This window comes from Roseomonas sp. 18066 (assembly GCF_902706185.1).
GTDB lineage: Bacteria > Pseudomonadota > Alphaproteobacteria > Acetobacterales > Acetobacteraceae > Pseudoroseomonas.
This window is the reverse complement of the sequence record NZ_CACSJM010000011.1, coordinates 15,285-30,552: the sequence shown is the minus strand read 5'-3', so window position 1 is coordinate 30,552 and position 15,268 is coordinate 15,285. Positions and strand designations below refer to the sequence as shown.

The window sequence follows — 15,268 nt, the reverse complement described above, 5'->3', positions numbered from 1 at the left end:
ATGCTGCGTTTCGCCCTGCGGCGGCTGGCCAGCCTGCTGCCGCTGCTGCTGCTTGTCTCCTTCGGCTTCTTCGCCATGCTGCGCCTCGGGCGCGGCGATCCGGCGCTGGACTATCTGCGGCTGGCGCAGATCCCGCCGACCGATGCGGCGCTGGCCCTGGCGCGGGCCGAGCTTGGGTTGGATCGCGCCATCCCGGCGCAGTATCTCGCCTGGCTGGCCGAGGCGCTGCGCGGCAATCTGGGAGAATCCTGGTTCACCCGCCGTCCGGTGCTGGAGGAAATCACGCATTACCTGCCGGCGACCCTGCAGCTGGCGGGGACGGCGATGCTGGTGACCATCGCTTTCGGCGTGCCGCTCGGCCTCTGGGCGGCGCTGCACCGCGACCGCTGGCCGGACCACCTGACGCGGGCCATCGCCTTCCTCGGCGTCTCGCTGCCGAACTTCTGGCTGGGGTTCTTGTTCGTGCTGGTCTTCGCGGTGACGCTGGGCTGGCTGCCGGCGATCGGCCGCGACGGATTTGCGAGCATCATCCTGCCGGCACTGGCCACCGCCACCATGTCGGCCTGCGTCATGCTGCGGCTGGTGCGCGCCTCGGTGCTCGGCGTGCTGGGCGAGCCGCATCTGCGCTTCGCCCGCGCCCGCGGCCTGCCGCGGCGGACGCTGATCGGGCGGCATGTCATGCTGAACGCGCTGCTGCCGCCGCTGACCGCCATCGGCCTGCATCTGGGCGAGCTGATGGGCGGCGCCATGGTGGTGGAAAGCGTCTTCGGCTGGCCCGGCCTCGGCCGCTATGCGCTGCTGGCCATCGCCAACCGCGACTATCCGGTGCTGCAGGGTTTTGTGCTGGCGATGACGACGATCTTCGTGCTGTGCAACCTGGTGGTCGACATCGCCTATGCCTGGCTGGACCCGCGCATCCGGCTGGAGGGCGCGGCGTGAAGAAATACGTCATCCCGGCCGCGGCGGGGCTGGTCGCCCTGCTGCTGCTGGCCGCGGCTTTCGCCCCCTGGATCGCGCCCTACGACCCGACGCTCACCGAGCTCGCCAGCCGGCTGCAGCCGCCCTCGGCCGGGCATTGGCTGGGCACCGACCATCTCGGCCGCGACATGCTTTCTCGAATCATCTGGGGGGCGCGGGCCTCCTTCGGCGCCGTCGCGATGATCCTGGTGCTGGTGCTGACCTTCGGCTGCTCGGTGGGGATGGTGGCGGGGCTGGCGGGCGGCGTGGTGGATGCCGTGCTTATGCGCATCTGCGACGCCTTCATGACCGTGCCGACCCTGGTGCTGGCGCTGTTCATGATCGGCGCGCTGGGCACCGGCATCACCAACGTGGTCGTCGCCATCGCGCTGTCGCACTGGGCCTGGTATGCGCGGCTGGTGCGCGGCGTGACGCTCTCGCTGCGGCAGCGCGACCATATCGCCGCCGCCCGCATCGCCGGCCTGTCGCGCCTGGCCATCGCGCGGCGGCATCTGCTGCCGGCGCTGGCCGGGCCGCTGGCGGTGCTGGCCAGCCTCGATCTCGGGCATTGGCTGCTGCATGTGGCGGGGCTTTCCTTCCTGGGCCTCGGCCTGGCGCCGCCGGCGGCCGAATGGGGCATCATGATCAACGACGCCCGGCCGTTCTTCCGCAGCGCTCCGCTGCTGGTGCTGCTGCCCGGCGCCGCCATCCTGCTGACCGTGCTAGGCTGCAACCTGCTGGGCGACGCTTTGCGCGACCGGCTGGACCCCGGCATGCCGGACCACCTCCATTGAGCCCGCGCTCCCTCTCGCTGCTCGCCCTGCACCTGCATGACGGCGAGCATGCCCTGGTGCGCGATGTCAGCCTGACCTTGCGGCGGGGGAAGGTGCTCGGCCTGGTCGGCACCAGCGGCGGCGGCAAGAGCCTGACGACGCTGGCCATCCTCGACCTGCTGCCGCCGGGGGTCAGGCGCGTCGCCGGGCTGGTGGCGCTGGACAGCGAGCCGGTCGAGCCCGCGACGCTGCGCGGCCGCATGGTCGGGCTGGTGCAGCAGGCGCCGCGCGGCGGCTTCAACCCGCTGGTGACCATCGGCCGGCATTTTTTCGAGACCTTCGCCTGCGACGGGCTGCGCGGCGCCCCGGCGCGGGAAAAAATGCAGGCGCTGCTGGCCGAGGTCGGCTTCGAGCGGCCGGGGGAGATCGCGCCGCTCTACCCCTCCCAGCTCAGCGGCGGCATGCTGCAGCGGGTGATGCTGGCCCTCGCCTTGGCGCGCGATCCTTTCTTTCTGCTGGCCGACGAGCCGACGACCGATCTCGACCTGGTGGTGCAGGCGCGGCTGCTCGACCTGCTGGAGACGCTGGTGCAGCGCCGCGGCATCGGGCTGCTGCTGGTCACCCACGACCTGTCCGTCATCGCCCGCCTGGCCGACACGGTGGCGGTGATGGACCAGGGTCGCATCGTCGAGCTGCAATCCGCCCGAAACCTGTTCGAGGACCCGGCGCATCCCCGTGCCCAGGCGCTGGTCGCCGCGCATCGGGCGCTCTACGCATGATGCAGCTGGAAGGCGTCCATCACGCCTATCGCCAGGGCGGGATTTTTTCGCGCAGCCGCCGGCATCCGGTGCTGCAGGGGGCGACGCTGTCCATCGGCGCCGGCGAATGCGTGGCGCTGCTCGGCCCCACCGGCTCGGGCAAGAGCACGCTGGGCCGGCTGGTGCTGGGGCTGGAACGGCCCGATGCCGGCGCCATCACCTTCGACGGCGCCCCCCTGACCGACCCCCGCGGCCGCATGGCGCCGGAGACCCGCCGCGCCATCCAGGCCGTCTTCCAGGACCCCCAGGCCGCCACCAGCCCGCGCTTCACCGGCTATGAGGTCGTGGCCGAGCCGCTCACCGTCCAAGGCGAGGCCAGCCGCGACCGCGTCGCGGCCCTTCTGGCCGAGGTCGACCTACCCGCGGAACTGCTCGACCGCCCCGCCCATCGGATGAGCGGCGGCCAGCTGCAGCGCCTCTGCATCGCCCGCGCGCTGGCGACAAGGCCGCGGCTGGTGGTGCTGGACGAGGCGGTGAACAGCCTGGACCTGGAGACCCAGGCCAAGATCATGGCCCTGCTGAAGCGCCTGCGCGCCCAGCACGGCATGGCCTTCCTGTTCGTCACCCATGACCTGCGGCTGCTGCGGGGCTTCGCCGACCGGTCCTATGTCATGCAGGACCGCCGCCCCGTCGAAGTAGAGAGCCCCTTCGGCCCCGGCCCGCTGCCGCCGGTGCTGCAGGCGCTGCGCGACGCCATCCTGCCGGAGATGCCCAGGCCGCGCTTGCCGGCCCGCCGCGCGGTCGGCTAGACAGCCAGCGCCGGTTTCCGAAAGGAATCAAAAGGGAATCCGTCAGGCACGGCGACGCGCCTGAACCGGAACTGCCCCCGCAACTGTAGGCGGCGAGCCTTTCTCCGAAGACGCCACTGGGAGTGATCCCGGGAAGGTCGGGGAAGGGCGATGACCCGCCAGTCAGGAGACCTGCCGGCATCGTGCAACGACCCATCCGGCGGGGTGTCCGGGGAGGATTTTTTGATGCGTTATCCGCAGGGCCGCGCGCGTCGCGGCGCTTTCCTTTCCGCATTGCTGGGCGCTGGCCTGCTGGCCGCGCTGCCGGCCGCCGCGCAATCCACCGCCTATCCGCTGACCGTGGAAAATTGCGGCCAGACGCTGACCTTCCCAGCGGCGCCGCGCAACGTGGTGACCATCGGCCAGGCGGCGACCGAGACGCTCTATGCGCTGGGCGTCGGCGAGAACATGGCCGGCACCTCGCTGTGGTTCAACGCGGTGCTGCCCGAATTCGCCGCGCAGAACGACCGCGTGCCGCGGCTGGACAACAACGCGCCCAGCTTCGAATCGGTGATCAACAAGCGGCCGGGCCTGGTCGCCACCCAGTTCGAATGGATGATCGGCGCCCAGGGCGTCGTCGGCACCCGGCCGCAATTCCATGAGCTCGGGGTTCCGACCTACATCATGCCCTCCGACTGCGAGGGCAAGAACAACCTGGTCGGCGCCGACGGCACCCGCACCGCGCCCTTCACCACGGCGACCATCTACAAGGGCATCGAGCAGCTGGCCGCCGTCTTCGACCGCCAGGCGGCGGGTGCGAAGCTGGTCGCCGATCTCCGCGCCCGCGAGGCCGCGGCGGTGGCGCGGGCCGAGGCGCTGAAGCTGACGGATGCTTCCGCCGCCTTCTGGTTCTCCAGCGCCGATCTCGACCTCGACCCCTATATGGCCGGCCAGAAGGGCATCCCGGGCTACATGATGCGCACGCTCGGCCTGCGCAACGTCGTGCAGTCGGACGAGGAATGGCCGACGGTCGGCTGGGAAAGCATCGCCCGCGCCAATCCTTCGGTCCTCGTCATCGCCCGCATGGACCGCCGCCGCTTCCCCGCCGACGATGTCGAGAAGAAGCTGGCCTTCCTGCGCGCCGACCCGGTGACGCGCGAGATGACCGCGGTGCGCGAAGGCCGCATCGTCATCATCGACGCCCATGCCATGCAGGCCACCATCCGCCTGGTCGGCGGGCTGGAGGCGCTGACCGAGGCCATGGCCAAGCTGCGGCAGTGAACTCAGTCGCGGGACCGCTGACGAGGCTGGCGGCCCGCTTCGTCCTGCATGCCGGCTGGATCGCGCTGGTGCTGGCCGGCGCCATCCTGGCCGGCATCTGCATCGGCGAGACCGCCATCCCGGTGGCCAGCGTCTGGCAGACGCTGGCCAACAAGATTTTTGGCGCGGGTTATCCGCTGGATCGGATCGACCAGGGCATCATCTGGAACTACCGGCTGACGCGGGCGATCATCGCGGCCTGCTGCGGGGCGTCGCTGGCGGTGTCCGGCGTCATCCTGCAGTCGCTGCTGCGCAACGCTTTGGCGGAACCCTATCTGCTGGGGATTTCTGCGGGTGCTTCGACCGGGGCGGTGCTGGTCACGGTCGCCGGGATCGGGGCGGGGGCGGTCTCCTTGTCCGCCGGGGCGCTCGGCGGGGCCTTGTCGGCCTTCCTGCTGGTGGCGCTGCTGGCGCGGGCCTCGGGGGGCGGCGCCGGGCCGCGGGCGGCGGGACAGATCGTGCTGGCGGGCATCGCCGGCTCGCAGCTGTTCAACGCGCTGACCGCCTTCATCATCACCCGCTCGGCCAGCGCCGAGCAGGCGCGCGGCATCATGTTCTGGCTGCTCGGCAACCTCAGCGGCGCGCGCTGGGACAATGTCGGCGCGGCGGTGCCGGTGGCGCTGGCCGTGACGCTGGTCTGCCTGTGGCAGGCGCGGGCTTTGGACGCCTTCACCTTCGGGTCGGACTCCGCCTTGTCGCTGGGCGTGCCGGTGAAGCGGGTGCAGGCCTTGCTGATCCTGGCCGCCGCCCTGGCAACGGCGGTGATGGTCAGCATCGTCGGCTCCGTCGGCTTCGTCGGCCTGGTGGTGCCGCATGCGGCGCGCTTCCTGGTCGGCGTGCGGCATGTGCGGCTGGTGCCGGCCTCGGCGCTGATCGGCGCGCTGTTCCTGATCGGCGCCGATGTCGTCTCGCGCATCGCCGTGCCGGGGCAGGTGCTGCCGATCGGCGTGGTCACCGCTTTGGTCGGCGCCCCGGTCTTCGCGCTGATCCTGGTGCGGCGGAGGCCGGCCCGATGAGGCTCGAGGCAGAGGGCCTGTCCTGGTCGACCCGCGGCCTGGAGATTGTCCGCGATGTCGTGCTGCGCGTCGAGCCCGGCGAGCGGCTCGGCTTGATCGGCCCGAACGGTTCCGGCAAATCGACGCTGCTGCGCATGCTGGCCGGGGTGCTGGCGCCGAGCGCCGGCCGTGTCCTGCTCGATGGTCGGCCCCTGGCGGAAATCCGCCGGCGCGAGGTGGCGCAGGTGCTGGCGCTGGTCGAGCAGCAGGCGGAAACCGCCGACCGCATCACCGTGCGCGATGCGGTGGAGCTCGGCCGCACGCCGTTCCTGTCGGTGCTGCGGCCCTGGGGTGCCGAGGACGACGCCATCGTCCGCCGCGCCCTCGACGTCGTCGAGATGGCCGACCGGTCAGCGCGCGACTGGATCACGCTGTCGGGCGGCGAGCGGCAGCGGGTGCATATCGCCCGCGCGCTGGCGCAGCAGCCGCGCATCCTGCTGCTGGACGAGCCGACCAACCACCTGGATATCCACCACCAGCTGGGGATCCTCGGGCTGGTGGCGGGGCTCGGCGTCACCACGGTGATCGCGCTGCACGACCTGAACCAGGCGATGGGCTGCGACCGGCTGGGCGTCATGCATCGCGGCAGGCTGGTGGCGCTGGGCGCGCCGGAAGCGATCCTGACGCCCGATCTGCTGCGCGACGTCTTCGGCGTGCGCGCCAGCTTCCTCACCGATCCGGCCGATGGCAGTCGGATCCTGCGTTTTCAACCCTTGGCTTAGAGGCTTGAACGGATGCGACTGATGATAGCGCTGGGCGTGGCGATGCTGCTGGCCCGCCCGGCGATGGCCGAGGTGCATGAGGTCCGCATGCTGAACCGCAATGACACCGGCGGCATGGTCTACGAGCCCGACTACCTGCAGATCAAGCCGGGCGACCGGGTGAAGTTCATCGCGACGCATGTCTCGCACAACGCCGCGACCATCGCGTCCTTCTGGCCGGAGGGGGCGGCGACGGTGCGTGGCCGCATCAACGAGGAGATCGAGGTCACCTTCACCACGCCCGGCTTCTACGGCATCCAATGCATCCCGCATTACGCCATGGGCATGGTGATGCTGGTGCAGGTGGGGACGGAAAGGCCCTCGGCCGCCGCCGTCCCCGAAAGCCTTCCGCCCCGCGTGCGTCAGCGGTTCTCGGAAATCATCACCCGGGCGGAGGCCCGCTAGGCGCGCGCACGCCCAGAATGTGCGCGATGGCCAAGGTCAGCTCCGGCCGGTTCAACGTATAAAAATGGAACTCGTCGATGCTATTGGCCTGCAGGGTGCGCACCTGCTCGGCGGCGACGATGCTGGCGACGATGCGGCGGATTTCCGGCGCATCCTCGGTGCCTTCGAACATCTCGGCCAGCCAGCGCGGCACGCTGGTGCCGCACAGGGCCGAGAATTTCGCTGCCTGGGCGAAGTTGGAGACCGGCATGATCCCCGGCACGATCGGCGCGGTGATGCCGGCCGCCAGGCACCGGTCGAGGAAGCGTAGATAGGTGCCGGTGTCGAAGAAATACTGGGTGATGGCCCGCGTCGCGCCGGCATCCAGCTTGCGCTTCAGGTTGTCGAGATCGGCCTCGGGGCTCGCCGCCGTCGGATGCACTTCCGGATAGGCGGCGACCGAGATCTCGAAATCGCCGATCCGCCTGAGCCCGGCGACCAGGTCGCTGGCATAGGCATAGCCGCCGGGATGCGGCGCATAATCGGCACCCGGCGGCGCGTCGCCGCGCAGCGCGACGATGTGGCGCACGCCGGCCGCCCAATAGCCGCGGGCGACCTCGTCGATCTCGTCCCGTGTCGCGCCGACGCAGGTCAGGTGCGCGGCGGGGATCAGGTCCGTGTCGCGCGCCAGGCGGGCGACCGTCGCATGGGTGCGGCCCTGCGTCGTGCCGCCGGCGCCATAGGTCACCGAGACGAAGCGCGGCCGCAGCGGCGCCAGCCGCTCGATGCAGGACCAGAGCTGCTGGTCCAAAGCCTCGCTGCGCGGCGGGAAGAATTCGAAGGAGAGCAGCGGCGCCGGCTGCGCCACGTCGCGCGCCGGTAGCGGGGCGAAGCGCTCGCCCGCCAGCCAGCGCTGCAGCACCGGCGTCACCCGGGTCATGTTCGACATGCTTTCGGTCCGTCTAGAGGGCGGCGCGCGCGGCCTGGGCGGCGGCGACCATGTTGATCAGGGCGGCCTCGGTCTCCGGCCATTTGCGGGTCTTCAACCCGCAATCCGGATTGACCCAGAGCTGGTCGGGCGACAGGCGGGCGCGCGCGGCGTCGAGCAGCGCCACCATCTCCTCCACCGCCGGCACGCGCGGCGAGTGGATGTCGTAGACGCCGGGCCCGATCTCGGCCGGGTAGCGGTAGTCGGCGAAGGCGCCGAGCAGCTCCATCTTCGAGCGCGCCGTCTCGATCGAGATGACGTCGGCATCCATGGCGCCGATGGCGGCGATGATGTCGTTGAACTCGGAATAGCACATATGGGTGTGGATCTGGGTGGCGTCCGCCACGCTGGACGCCGTCAGCCGGAAGCTTTCCACCGCCCAGCCAAGGTAGCCCTGCCAGTCGCTGCGACGCAGCGGCAGGCCTTCGCGCAGCGCGGCCTCGTCGATCTGGATGATGCGGGCGCCGGCTGCTTCGAGATCGACCACCTCGTCGCGGATCGCCAGGGCGATCTGCCGGCAGGCCAATTCGCGGGAAACATCGTCGCGGACGAAGGACCAGTTCAGGATGGTCACCGGCCCGGTCAGCATTCCCTTCATCGGCCGCGGCGTCAGGCCCTGGGCATAGCGCCACCAGGCGACGGTCATCGGCTGCGGGCGCGACACATCGCCGAACAGGATCGGCGGCCGCACGCAGCGCGAGCCATAGGACTGCACCCAGCCATGCTTGGTGAAGACGAAGCCGGACAGCTGCTCGCCGAAATACTGCACCATGTCGTTGCGCTCGAACTCGCCATGCACCAGCACGTCGAGGCCGATCTGCTCCTGCCAGGACACGGTCCGCGCGGTCTCGGCGCGCAGGAAGTCGTCGTAGTCGGTGTCTGAAAGAACACCCTTGCCGTGCGCGGCACGCGCCTTGCGGACGGCCTCGGTCTGCGGGAAGGAGCCGATGGTGGTGGTCGGGAAGGCCGGCAGCCCCAGCGCCGTCGCCTGCAGCCCGCGGCGTGCGGCGAATTCCGAGCGGCGCTGCGCCATGGCCGGCGTCACCGCGGCCAGGCGGGCGGCGACCTTCGGGTCATGGATGCGCGGCGAGGTGCGGCGCGCCTCGGCGGCGTCGGTCGAGGCGGCGAGCTGATCCGCCACCGCGTCGCGGCCTTCGTTCAGCGCGCGGGCCAGGACAGCAAGCTCCTCGATCTTCTGCACGGCGAAGGCCAGCCAGCGGGCGATCTCGGGGTCGATGCCGCTCTCCTGCGCCAGGTCGACCGGGCAATGCAGCAGCGAGCAGGAAGGGGCGATGACGATGTCGCGCTGCGCCGCCACCGGCGCCAGGCGCCGCGCGAGATTCGCCAGGTCGGCGCGCCAGACATTGCGCCCGTCGATGACGCCGAGCGACAGCAGCAGGTCCTTCGGCGCGCGCGACAGCACCAGGTCGAGCTGCCCCGGGGCGCGGACCAGGTCGAGATGCAGCCCCGCCACCGGCAGGGCCAGCGCCGTCGCCAGGTTCTCGCCGAGCCCGCCGAAATAGGGGGTGAGCATCAGCTTCACCGCCGGCACTTTTTCCGAGAAGGCCGCATAGGCCTCGGCCAGCAAGGCGCGGTCGGCCTCGTCGAGATCCAGCACCAGGCAGGGCTCGTCGATCTGCACCCATTCTGCGCCGGCAGCGGCCAGGCGCGACAGGACCTCGACATAGATCGCGAGCAAGCCGGGCAACAGGAAAGAACGTTGCGCCGCATCGACCTTGCCGAGCTTCAGGAAGGTGACGGGCCCCAGCAGCACCGGGCGCGTGGCGATGCCCAGCGCCTTGGCCTCCAGAAATTCGTCGATCACCTTGGTGGAGGACAAGGCGAAGCGCTGCCCGACAGAAAACTCCGGCACCAGGTAGTGGTAGTTGGTGTCGAACCACTTGGTCATCTCGGCCGCCGGCACGTCGATCGCCTTGTGCGTGCAGCCGGCGCCGCAGTCGTGGTGGGCGTCACCCTGGGCGCCGCGCGCCATGGCGAAATAGGTGTCGAGCTCCACCGCGCCGCCCTGCCAGCCATAGGCGGCGGGGATGGCGCCGACCATCGCGCTGGTGTCGAGCACATGGTCGTAGAGCGAAAAATCGTTGCTGGGGACGATGTCGGCGCCGAGCGCCTTCTGCAGCGCCCAGGCTTTTCCGCGCAGCATCGCCGCCACGTCGAGCAGCTCGGCGCGGGACGCCTTGCCGGACCAATGGCGCTCGAGCGCAGCCTTGAGCTCGCGACGCGGGCCGATGCGGGGAAAGCCGAGCGTGGCGACGGAGACAGTCATGACCTCACCTGTCATTTGAGGCGCGGAGCCAGCCGGGCGCGCGCCCGCACGCGGCCTGAGGGCGAGCAGGATCGACGCGACCTGGCCGGACACCCCGCCGGAGGACGTTATGCGGTCGAGGCAGGTCTCCTGGCTCGCGGGTCGACGCCGCCATCCCCCTTCCCAGCGCGAGGTCGCGCCAGTGGTGCTTCGGATGGTGGCTCACCGCTCACAGTTGCGGGGGCAGCTCCGGTTTCGACGCGGGATCGCGCCTGCACCGGATTCCCTCTTAGCCCGCGGCACGCGACGGGCGCGCGCCGGGGAACCTCGACCCCGCCATCTCAGCCAAGCGGGGTGGGTTTGTCAATCATCATAAAGATATCTTTATGAGGTGATTCGTTCCCCGGTCAGGCCCCGCCGAAATCCAGGCTGGGCTGGGCGGCTTCCTCGTCGCTTCCCTCGCCATCGGCGCCCGAGACCGTCACCCCGAGCAGCCGCACCGACTTTTCCAGGGGGAAGAACCCCTGGACCAGGTCGCGGGCGGTGGCCGCCAGCAGCGCCTCGCCGGCGATTGGGCTGGCCAGCGTCCGGCTGCGGGTCAGGGTGCGGAAATCGGCGTAGCGCAGCTTCACCGTCACCGTGCGGCCGAACCAGCCGTGGCGGGCGCACCAGTCCCAGACCTGGCCGGCCAGCTTCGTCACGCCCTCCTCCACCGCGGCGGGGGCGGTCAGGTCCACGGCATAGGTGGTCTCGCTGCCGGAGGACTTTCGCGGCCGGTCGGGCCGCACCTGGCGATGGTCGATGCCGCGGGCGATGGCGTGGAAGGCCGCGCCGGCTTTGCCGAAATGCTGCTGCAGGAAGGGCAGGGGGCATTCGCGCAGCTCCGCGCCGGTGCGGATGCCCAGGCCGTGGAACTTCTTCGCCGTCGCCGGGCCGATGCCGTGGAAGCGGGCGATCTCCAGCTGCGCCACAAATCCTTCGCCCTGGTCAGGGGTGATGACGAATTGCCCGTTCGGCTTGCGATGGTCGGAGGCCATCTTCGCCAGGAACTTGTTGTAGGAAATCCCGGCCGAGGCGGTCAGCCCCGTGCGCTCCAGGATGGTCGCGCGGATCGCCGTCGCGATGCGCGTCGCCCAGGGGACTTCCTTCAGGTTGGTGGTGACGTCGAGATAGGCCTCGTCCAGCGACAGCGGCTCCACCAGCGGCGTGTATTCCTCGTAGATGTCGCGGATCTGGCGCGAGACGGCGCGATAGACCTCGAAGCGCGGGGGCACGAAGAGCAGCTCCGGGCACAGCCGCTGCGCCGTGACCGAGGGCATGGCCGAGCGCACGCCGAAGCGCCGCGCCTCGTAGCTGGCCGCCGCCACCACGCCGCGCGCCTTCGACCCGCCCACCGCCAGCGGCCGGCCGCGGAGCGACGGGTCGTCGCGCTGCTCGACCGAGGCGTAGAAGGCATCCATGTCGATATGGATGATCTTGCGGACCGCCGGCTCGGCTTCCACCATCGCTTTCCCACTCGCGGATGAGCGGGATCAAAACCAGAACATCGGCCCGGCGTCAACCGGGCCCATCAGCTGGCGGCGTCGCGGCTCTCGGCGAAGAAGGCGACCGCCTTGATCAGCGCCCAGACCGGCATGCCGGGCGTCAGGCCCAGCCGCGCCACCGCATCCTGCGTCACCCTGCTGAGCAGCAGGCTGTCGCCGACCGCGAGCTTGAGCAGGACGTCGTGGGCGCCGCCGGGCTCGATCGCCGCCAGCGTGGCGGGCAGCAGGTTCTGCACCGACAGCCCCTCCGGCCGCGCCGTCGCGATGGAGACGTCGCGCGCCTGGATGCGCAGCCGCACCGCCTCGCCGAGCGGCAGCGCCACCTGCGGCACCACCAGCTGGCCGCCGGGGAAGTCCAGCCGGGTCAGGCCGCGGGCTTCCTCCTGGGCGGCGACGCGGCAGGACAGCAGCACGCCGGCATCCTGCCGCCCGGCCAGCATGGGCAGGTCGGTCCGCGCCGCGAGCTCTTCCAGCGGGCCGGCGGCGAGCACGCGGCCGGCCTGCATCAGCACCAGCGTGTCGGCCAGGCGGTCGACCTCGTCGAGCGCATGGGTGACATAGAGCAGCGGGATGCGCAGCCGGTGCCGCAGCCGGGCGAGATAGGGCAGCACCTCGGCCTTGCGCGCGGCATCCAGCGCGGCCAGCGGCTCGTCCATCAGCAGCAGGGCCGGGCGCGACAGCAGGGCGCGGCCGAGGGCGACGCGCTGCTTCTCGCCGCCCGACAGCGCGGCCGGGCGGCGGGCCAGCAGCGCCTCGATGCCAAGCAGGGAAACGACCTCGTCGAAGCCGGGGCCTTCGGCGTCACGCGGCGCGCGCTTCAGCCCGTAGCGCAGGTTGCTGGCCACCGAGAGATGCGGGAACAGCCGCGATTCCTGGAAGACCACGCCGCAGCGCCGTTTTTCCGGGGCGACAAATTTCTTCGCGGCACCATCGAACAGCGCGACGCCATCCAGGGAAATCTGGCCTTCATCCGGCCGCAGCAGCCCGGCGACGGCGGCCAGCACGGTGGACTTGCCGCAGCCGGAGGGGCCGAAGATCACCGTGACACCCGGCGTCGGCGCGGTGAATTCCGCGTCCAGGGAAAAACCCGGGAAGCGGTGACGCAGCGAAATCTCCAGCATCAGCGGCGTTCCCGCCCGAGCAGGCGCTGCATGCGGCGGGAGACCATCTCGGCCAGCAGCAGCCCGCCCACCGCCAGCACGAAGGAGACGAAGGCCAGCTTGGCCGCGGTGGCCTCGCCACCCGGGGTCTGCGTCGCGGCATAGATGGCCAGCGGCAGGGTCTGGGTCTGGCCGGGAATGTTCGAGGCGAAGGTGATCACCGCGCCGAATTCACCGAGGCCCGCGGCGAAGGCGGTGATCGCGCCCGAGAGAATGCCCGGCGAGATCAGCGGCAGGGTGATGGTGAAGAAGCGGTCGAAGGGCCCGGCGCCCAGGGTGCGGGCGGCATCCTCCAGCCCCTGGTCCACCGCCTCCAGGCTGAGGCGCACGGCGCGGACGATCAGCGGGAAGGACATCACCGCGGTGGCCAGCGCCGCGCCCCCGGTGGTGAAGACCAGCCGCAGCCCGAACCATTCGTTGAGCAGGCTGCCGACCGGGCCGCGCACGCCGAAGGTGACCAGCAGCAGCCAGCCGACCACGACGGGCGGCATGACCAGCGGCAGATGCACCAGCGCGTCCAGCAGCGACCGTCCGGGGAAGCGGCCGCGCGCCAGCAGCCAGGCCGCCAGCACCGCCGGCGGCAGCCCGAAGATCACGGAACGCAGCGCGACGGCCAGGCTGAGCCGGACCGCCTGCCATTCCTCGGCCGTCAGCCAGCCGGTCGCGGCCTCGAGCACCGGCGATCAGGGCGTGCGCAGGCCGAAGCCGAAGCGCTGATAGGTCGCCGTCGCCTCCGGCCCGGTGATGAAGGCGAGGAACCCCTTGGCGGCCTGGTCGTCGGCGGCGCGGCGGGCCAGGGCGAAGGGATAGGTCACCGGCGGATGGCTCTCGGGCGGGAAGGTGGCGACCACGCGCACGCCCTTCGACGCGGCGGCGTCGGTGGCATAGACGATGCCGAGCGGCGCCTCGCCGCGTTCGACCAGCAGCAGGGCCGAGCGGACATTGTCGGCCCGCGCCAGCCGTGGCGACACCTTTTCCCACTGCCCCATCCAGGACAGGGCGGCCTGGGCGTACTTGCCGACCGGCACGTTCGACGGATCGCCGGTCGCGATGCGCCCGTCGGCGCCGAGAACGGCCAGGAAGTCGGTGTTGCGGTCGAGGGTGATGGCCGGCGCCGGGCGGTCGGCCGGGGCGATCAGCACCAGCGCATTGGCCAGCGGGCTGCTGCGGGTGGCTTCCACGATCAGCTGGCGCTGCTGGACGTAATCCATCCAGGGCTCGTCGGCGGAGGCGAAGATATCGGCGGGCGCCCCCTGCTCCATCTGCCGGGCCAGGGCCGAGGAGGCGGCGAAGGAGAAGCGCGGCGCGGGGTTGCCGCGGGCGCGCCAGGTCTCCCCCAGCGCGCGCATGGCGTCGGTCAGGCTGGCGGCGGCGAAGACCACCGGGCCCTCGGCCGCGCCTTGCGCCATGGCGGGCTGGGCGGCGGAGAGCAGAAGCGCCGCGGCGGCGGCGAGAAGGGGGCGACGGCGCATCGGGGCAGGCTCCGCACGTTGTTCCCAATCGGCTATATCGTTGGGACCCCGCCGGCACAAGCTGGCGACGAAAGTGTCACGCCCCCACAACAGGCTTTGACTGGGCGCCGGCCGCGCGATCGGGCATCACAGCGGCCAGCGGTAACGGAGGAAGCTTCCGGTGGCTCTGTGGACATGGCTGCGTGGACTGCTCGGTCTGAAGGACAAGCCGGTGGCCGCCCCGCCGCCGCCCGCGCCCGTCATCGCCGCCGAACCGCCGCCCGTCCTGCCGGCGGCCGCGCCAGTGCCGGCGTCGGTGCAGGCGCCGCCCGATGACAGCGCCGCCTTCCAGGCCGGCTTCGACCGCCGCCACGCCTATTGGGCGGCGGTGGGGCAGGTCGAGGACGATGTGCTGACGCATCTGATCAGCCCCGCCTTCACCGGCGGCCCGGCCTGGCCCTCGACGCGCCAGGCCTATCGCGTGGTGCGGCGCGGCCACAGCCTGCTGCTGGCGACCGACGGGCTGTCCGACCCCTTCGACCATGTCCAGGGCGGCGGCAACGGCTATGGCATGGAGCTGTTCGTCGAGACCGCCGACATCGCCGCCGAATTCGCGGGGCTGCCCGGCGATGTCTCCGGCCTAGGCCGCGCCTGGGCCTTCGAGCTGCTGAGCCATGTCGCCGGCACCGTCGCCAGCGCCGGCGGCATCGTCGCCCAGCTGGACCGGCATGGCGTGCTGTCGATGGAGCTGCCCGGCTTCAGCCAGGCGCGCAGCCTGCCCGACCAGCTGCCGCCCGGCTTCGTCACCGAGGATGACGCGCTGGGCCTGCTGCTCGGCGGCCCCGACCCCGACTTCCCGCCGATGATCGAGGACATGCCGCTGTCGCCGGTGCGCATGGTGCCCGTGGTGCTGCTCAAGGCGGAGGAGCTGACGGCGCTGCGCCAGGGCGGCGCCGAGGCGCGCCGCGTGCTGGCCGAGCGCCTCGCCGCCACCACCGGCCATCGCAGCAGCCTGACCCGCCCGGCCATGCTCTGAAAAAAACGGCGACGCCTCTGTAATGGG

15 protein-coding genes and 2 riboswitches are annotated in these 15,268 nt (G+C 71.2%); of the genes, 9 read left to right on the top strand and 6 right to left on the bottom strand.

The genetic code is table 11. The annotated features are described in order from the left end of the window. The 8 genes from nikB (at position 1) to GVN67_RS03915 (ending at position 6,817) form a co-directional block, all read left to right on the top strand. A complete protein-coding gene (nikB, locus tag GVN67_RS03950; RefSeq protein ID WP_159993013.1) occupies positions 1-939 on the top strand; it encodes a nickel ABC transporter permease subunit NikB in 939 nt (312 codons plus the stop codon). Next, a complete protein-coding gene (gene nikC / locus GVN67_RS03945) occupies positions 936-1,751 on the top strand; it encodes a nickel ABC transporter permease subunit NikC (RefSeq protein ID WP_159993011.1) in 816 nt (271 codons plus the stop codon). The genes nikB and nikC overlap by 4 nt, the downstream gene beginning before the upstream one ends. Continuing rightward, the gene (locus GVN67_RS03940) at positions 1,748-2,509 is read left to right on the top strand and encodes an ATP-binding cassette domain-containing protein (protein ID WP_159993009.1); all 762 of its coding nucleotides are present in this window, start codon (positions 1,748-1,750) and stop codon (positions 2,507-2,509) included. The genes nikC and GVN67_RS03940 overlap by 4 nt, the downstream gene beginning before the upstream one ends. After that, the gene (locus GVN67_RS03935; protein WP_159993006.1) at positions 2,506-3,297 is read left to right on the top strand and encodes an ABC transporter ATP-binding protein; all 792 of its coding nucleotides are present in this window, start codon (positions 2,506-2,508) and stop codon (positions 3,295-3,297) included. Before GVN67_RS03940 ends, GVN67_RS03935 begins: the two co-directional genes overlap by 4 nt. After that, positions 3,292-3,491: riboswitch (cobalamin riboswitch) on the top strand. (Overlaps the previous gene by 6 nt.) A gap of 31 nt (positions 3,492-3,522) precedes the next feature. Then, positions 3,523-4,557 (top strand): ABC transporter substrate-binding protein, encoded by a 1,035-nt coding sequence (locus GVN67_RS03930; RefSeq protein WP_159993004.1) that lies wholly within the window; start codon positions 3,523-3,525, stop codon positions 4,555-4,557. Beyond that, positions 4,554-5,612, top strand: coding sequence for an iron ABC transporter permease (locus tag GVN67_RS03925; protein ID WP_235034939.1), 1,059 nt, complete (start codon positions 4,554-4,556; stop codon positions 5,610-5,612). The genes GVN67_RS03930 and GVN67_RS03925 overlap by 4 nt, the downstream gene beginning before the upstream one ends. Next, positions 5,609-6,373, top strand: coding sequence for an ABC transporter ATP-binding protein (locus tag GVN67_RS03920; RefSeq protein ID WP_159993002.1), 765 nt, complete (start codon positions 5,609-5,611; stop codon positions 6,371-6,373). The genes GVN67_RS03925 and GVN67_RS03920 overlap by 4 nt, the downstream gene beginning before the upstream one ends. Positions 6,374-6,385: 12 nt before the next feature. Continuing rightward, a complete protein-coding gene (locus tag GVN67_RS03915) occupies positions 6,386-6,817 on the top strand; it encodes a pseudoazurin (RefSeq protein WP_159993000.1) in 432 nt (143 codons plus the stop codon). Here GVN67_RS03915 and metF read toward each other — a convergent pair. The 6 genes from metF to modA form a co-directional block, all read right to left on the bottom strand. Continuing rightward, the gene (gene metF / locus GVN67_RS03910) at positions 6,795-7,736 is read right to left on the bottom strand and encodes a methylenetetrahydrofolate reductase [NAD(P)H] (protein ID WP_159993079.1); all 942 of its coding nucleotides are present in this window, start codon (positions 7,734-7,736) and stop codon (positions 6,795-6,797) included. The genes GVN67_RS03915 and metF overlap by 23 nt on opposite strands. Positions 7,737-7,758: 22 nt before the next feature. Further along, entirely contained in the window at positions 7,759-10,071 is a 2,313-nt protein-coding gene (metE, locus tag GVN67_RS03905) for a 5-methyltetrahydropteroyltriglutamate--homocysteine S-methyltransferase (RefSeq protein WP_159992998.1), read from the bottom strand. A gap of 101 nt (positions 10,072-10,172) precedes the next feature. Next, positions 10,173-10,395, bottom strand: a riboswitch (cobalamin riboswitch). Between the two features lie 62 nt (positions 10,396-10,457). After that, entirely contained in the window at positions 10,458-11,555 is a 1,098-nt protein-coding gene (dinB, locus tag GVN67_RS03900; RefSeq protein ID WP_159992996.1) for a DNA polymerase IV, read from the bottom strand. 65 nt (positions 11,556-11,620) lie between these two features. Continuing rightward, a complete protein-coding gene (modC, locus tag GVN67_RS03895; protein ID WP_159992994.1) occupies positions 11,621-12,715 on the bottom strand; it encodes a molybdenum ABC transporter ATP-binding protein in 1,095 nt (364 codons plus the stop codon). Next, complete coding sequence (gene modB, locus GVN67_RS03890) at positions 12,715-13,431, bottom strand: molybdate ABC transporter permease subunit (RefSeq protein WP_200845116.1); 717 nt, start codon at positions 13,429-13,431, stop codon at positions 12,715-12,717. The genes modC and modB overlap by 1 nt, the downstream gene beginning before the upstream one ends. Positions 13,432-13,437: 6 nt before the next feature. Then, entirely contained in the window at positions 13,438-14,226 is a 789-nt protein-coding gene (modA, locus tag GVN67_RS03885) for a molybdate ABC transporter substrate-binding protein (RefSeq protein ID WP_159992992.1), read from the bottom strand. A gap of 160 nt (positions 14,227-14,386) precedes the next feature. On the opposite strand from modA, the gene GVN67_RS03880 reads away from it, so the two are divergent. Further along, entirely contained in the window at positions 14,387-15,241 is an 855-nt protein-coding gene (locus GVN67_RS03880; RefSeq protein WP_200845115.1) for a Suppressor of fused protein (SUFU), read from the top strand. Positions 15,242-15,268: the final 27 nt, after the last annotated feature.

What these genes read in the sequence shown, in the direction of transcription:
- GVN67_RS03930 (WP_159993004.1), top strand. Translation starts at nt 3,523, where the DNA reads ATGCGTTATCCGCAGGGCCGCGCGCGTCGCGGCGCTTTCCTTTCCGCA.
- GVN67_RS03915 (WP_159993000.1), top strand. Translation starts at nt 6,386, where the DNA reads ATGCGACTGATGATAGCGCTGGGCGTGGCGATGCTGCTGGCCCGCCCG.
- GVN67_RS03935 (WP_159993006.1), top strand. Translation starts at nt 2,506, where the DNA reads ATGATGCAGCTGGAAGGCGTCCATCACGCCTATCGCCAGGGCGGGATT.
- metE (WP_159992998.1), bottom strand. Translation starts at nt 10,071, where the DNA reads ATGACTGTCTCCGTCGCCACGCTCGGCTTTCCCCGCATCGGCCCGCGT.
- nikB (WP_159993013.1), top strand. Translation starts at nt 1, where the DNA reads ATGCTGCGTTTCGCCCTGCGGCGGCTGGCCAGCCTGCTGCCGCTGCTG.
- modC (WP_159992994.1), bottom strand. Translation starts at nt 12,715, where the DNA reads ATGCTGGAGATTTCGCTGCGTCACCGCTTCCCGGGTTTTTCCCTGGAC.
- dinB (WP_159992996.1), bottom strand. Translation starts at nt 11,555, where the DNA reads ATGGTGGAAGCCGAGCCGGCGGTCCGCAAGATCATCCATATCGACATG.
- GVN67_RS03920 (WP_159993002.1), top strand. Translation starts at nt 5,609, where the DNA reads ATGAGGCTCGAGGCAGAGGGCCTGTCCTGGTCGACCCGCGGCCTGGAG.
- metF (WP_159993079.1), bottom strand. Translation starts at nt 7,736, where the DNA reads ATGACCCGGGTGACGCCGGTGCTGCAGCGCTGGCTGGCGGGCGAGCGC.
- modA (WP_159992992.1), bottom strand. Translation starts at nt 14,226, where the DNA reads ATGCGCCGTCGCCCCCTTCTCGCCGCCGCCGCGGCGCTTCTGCTCTCC.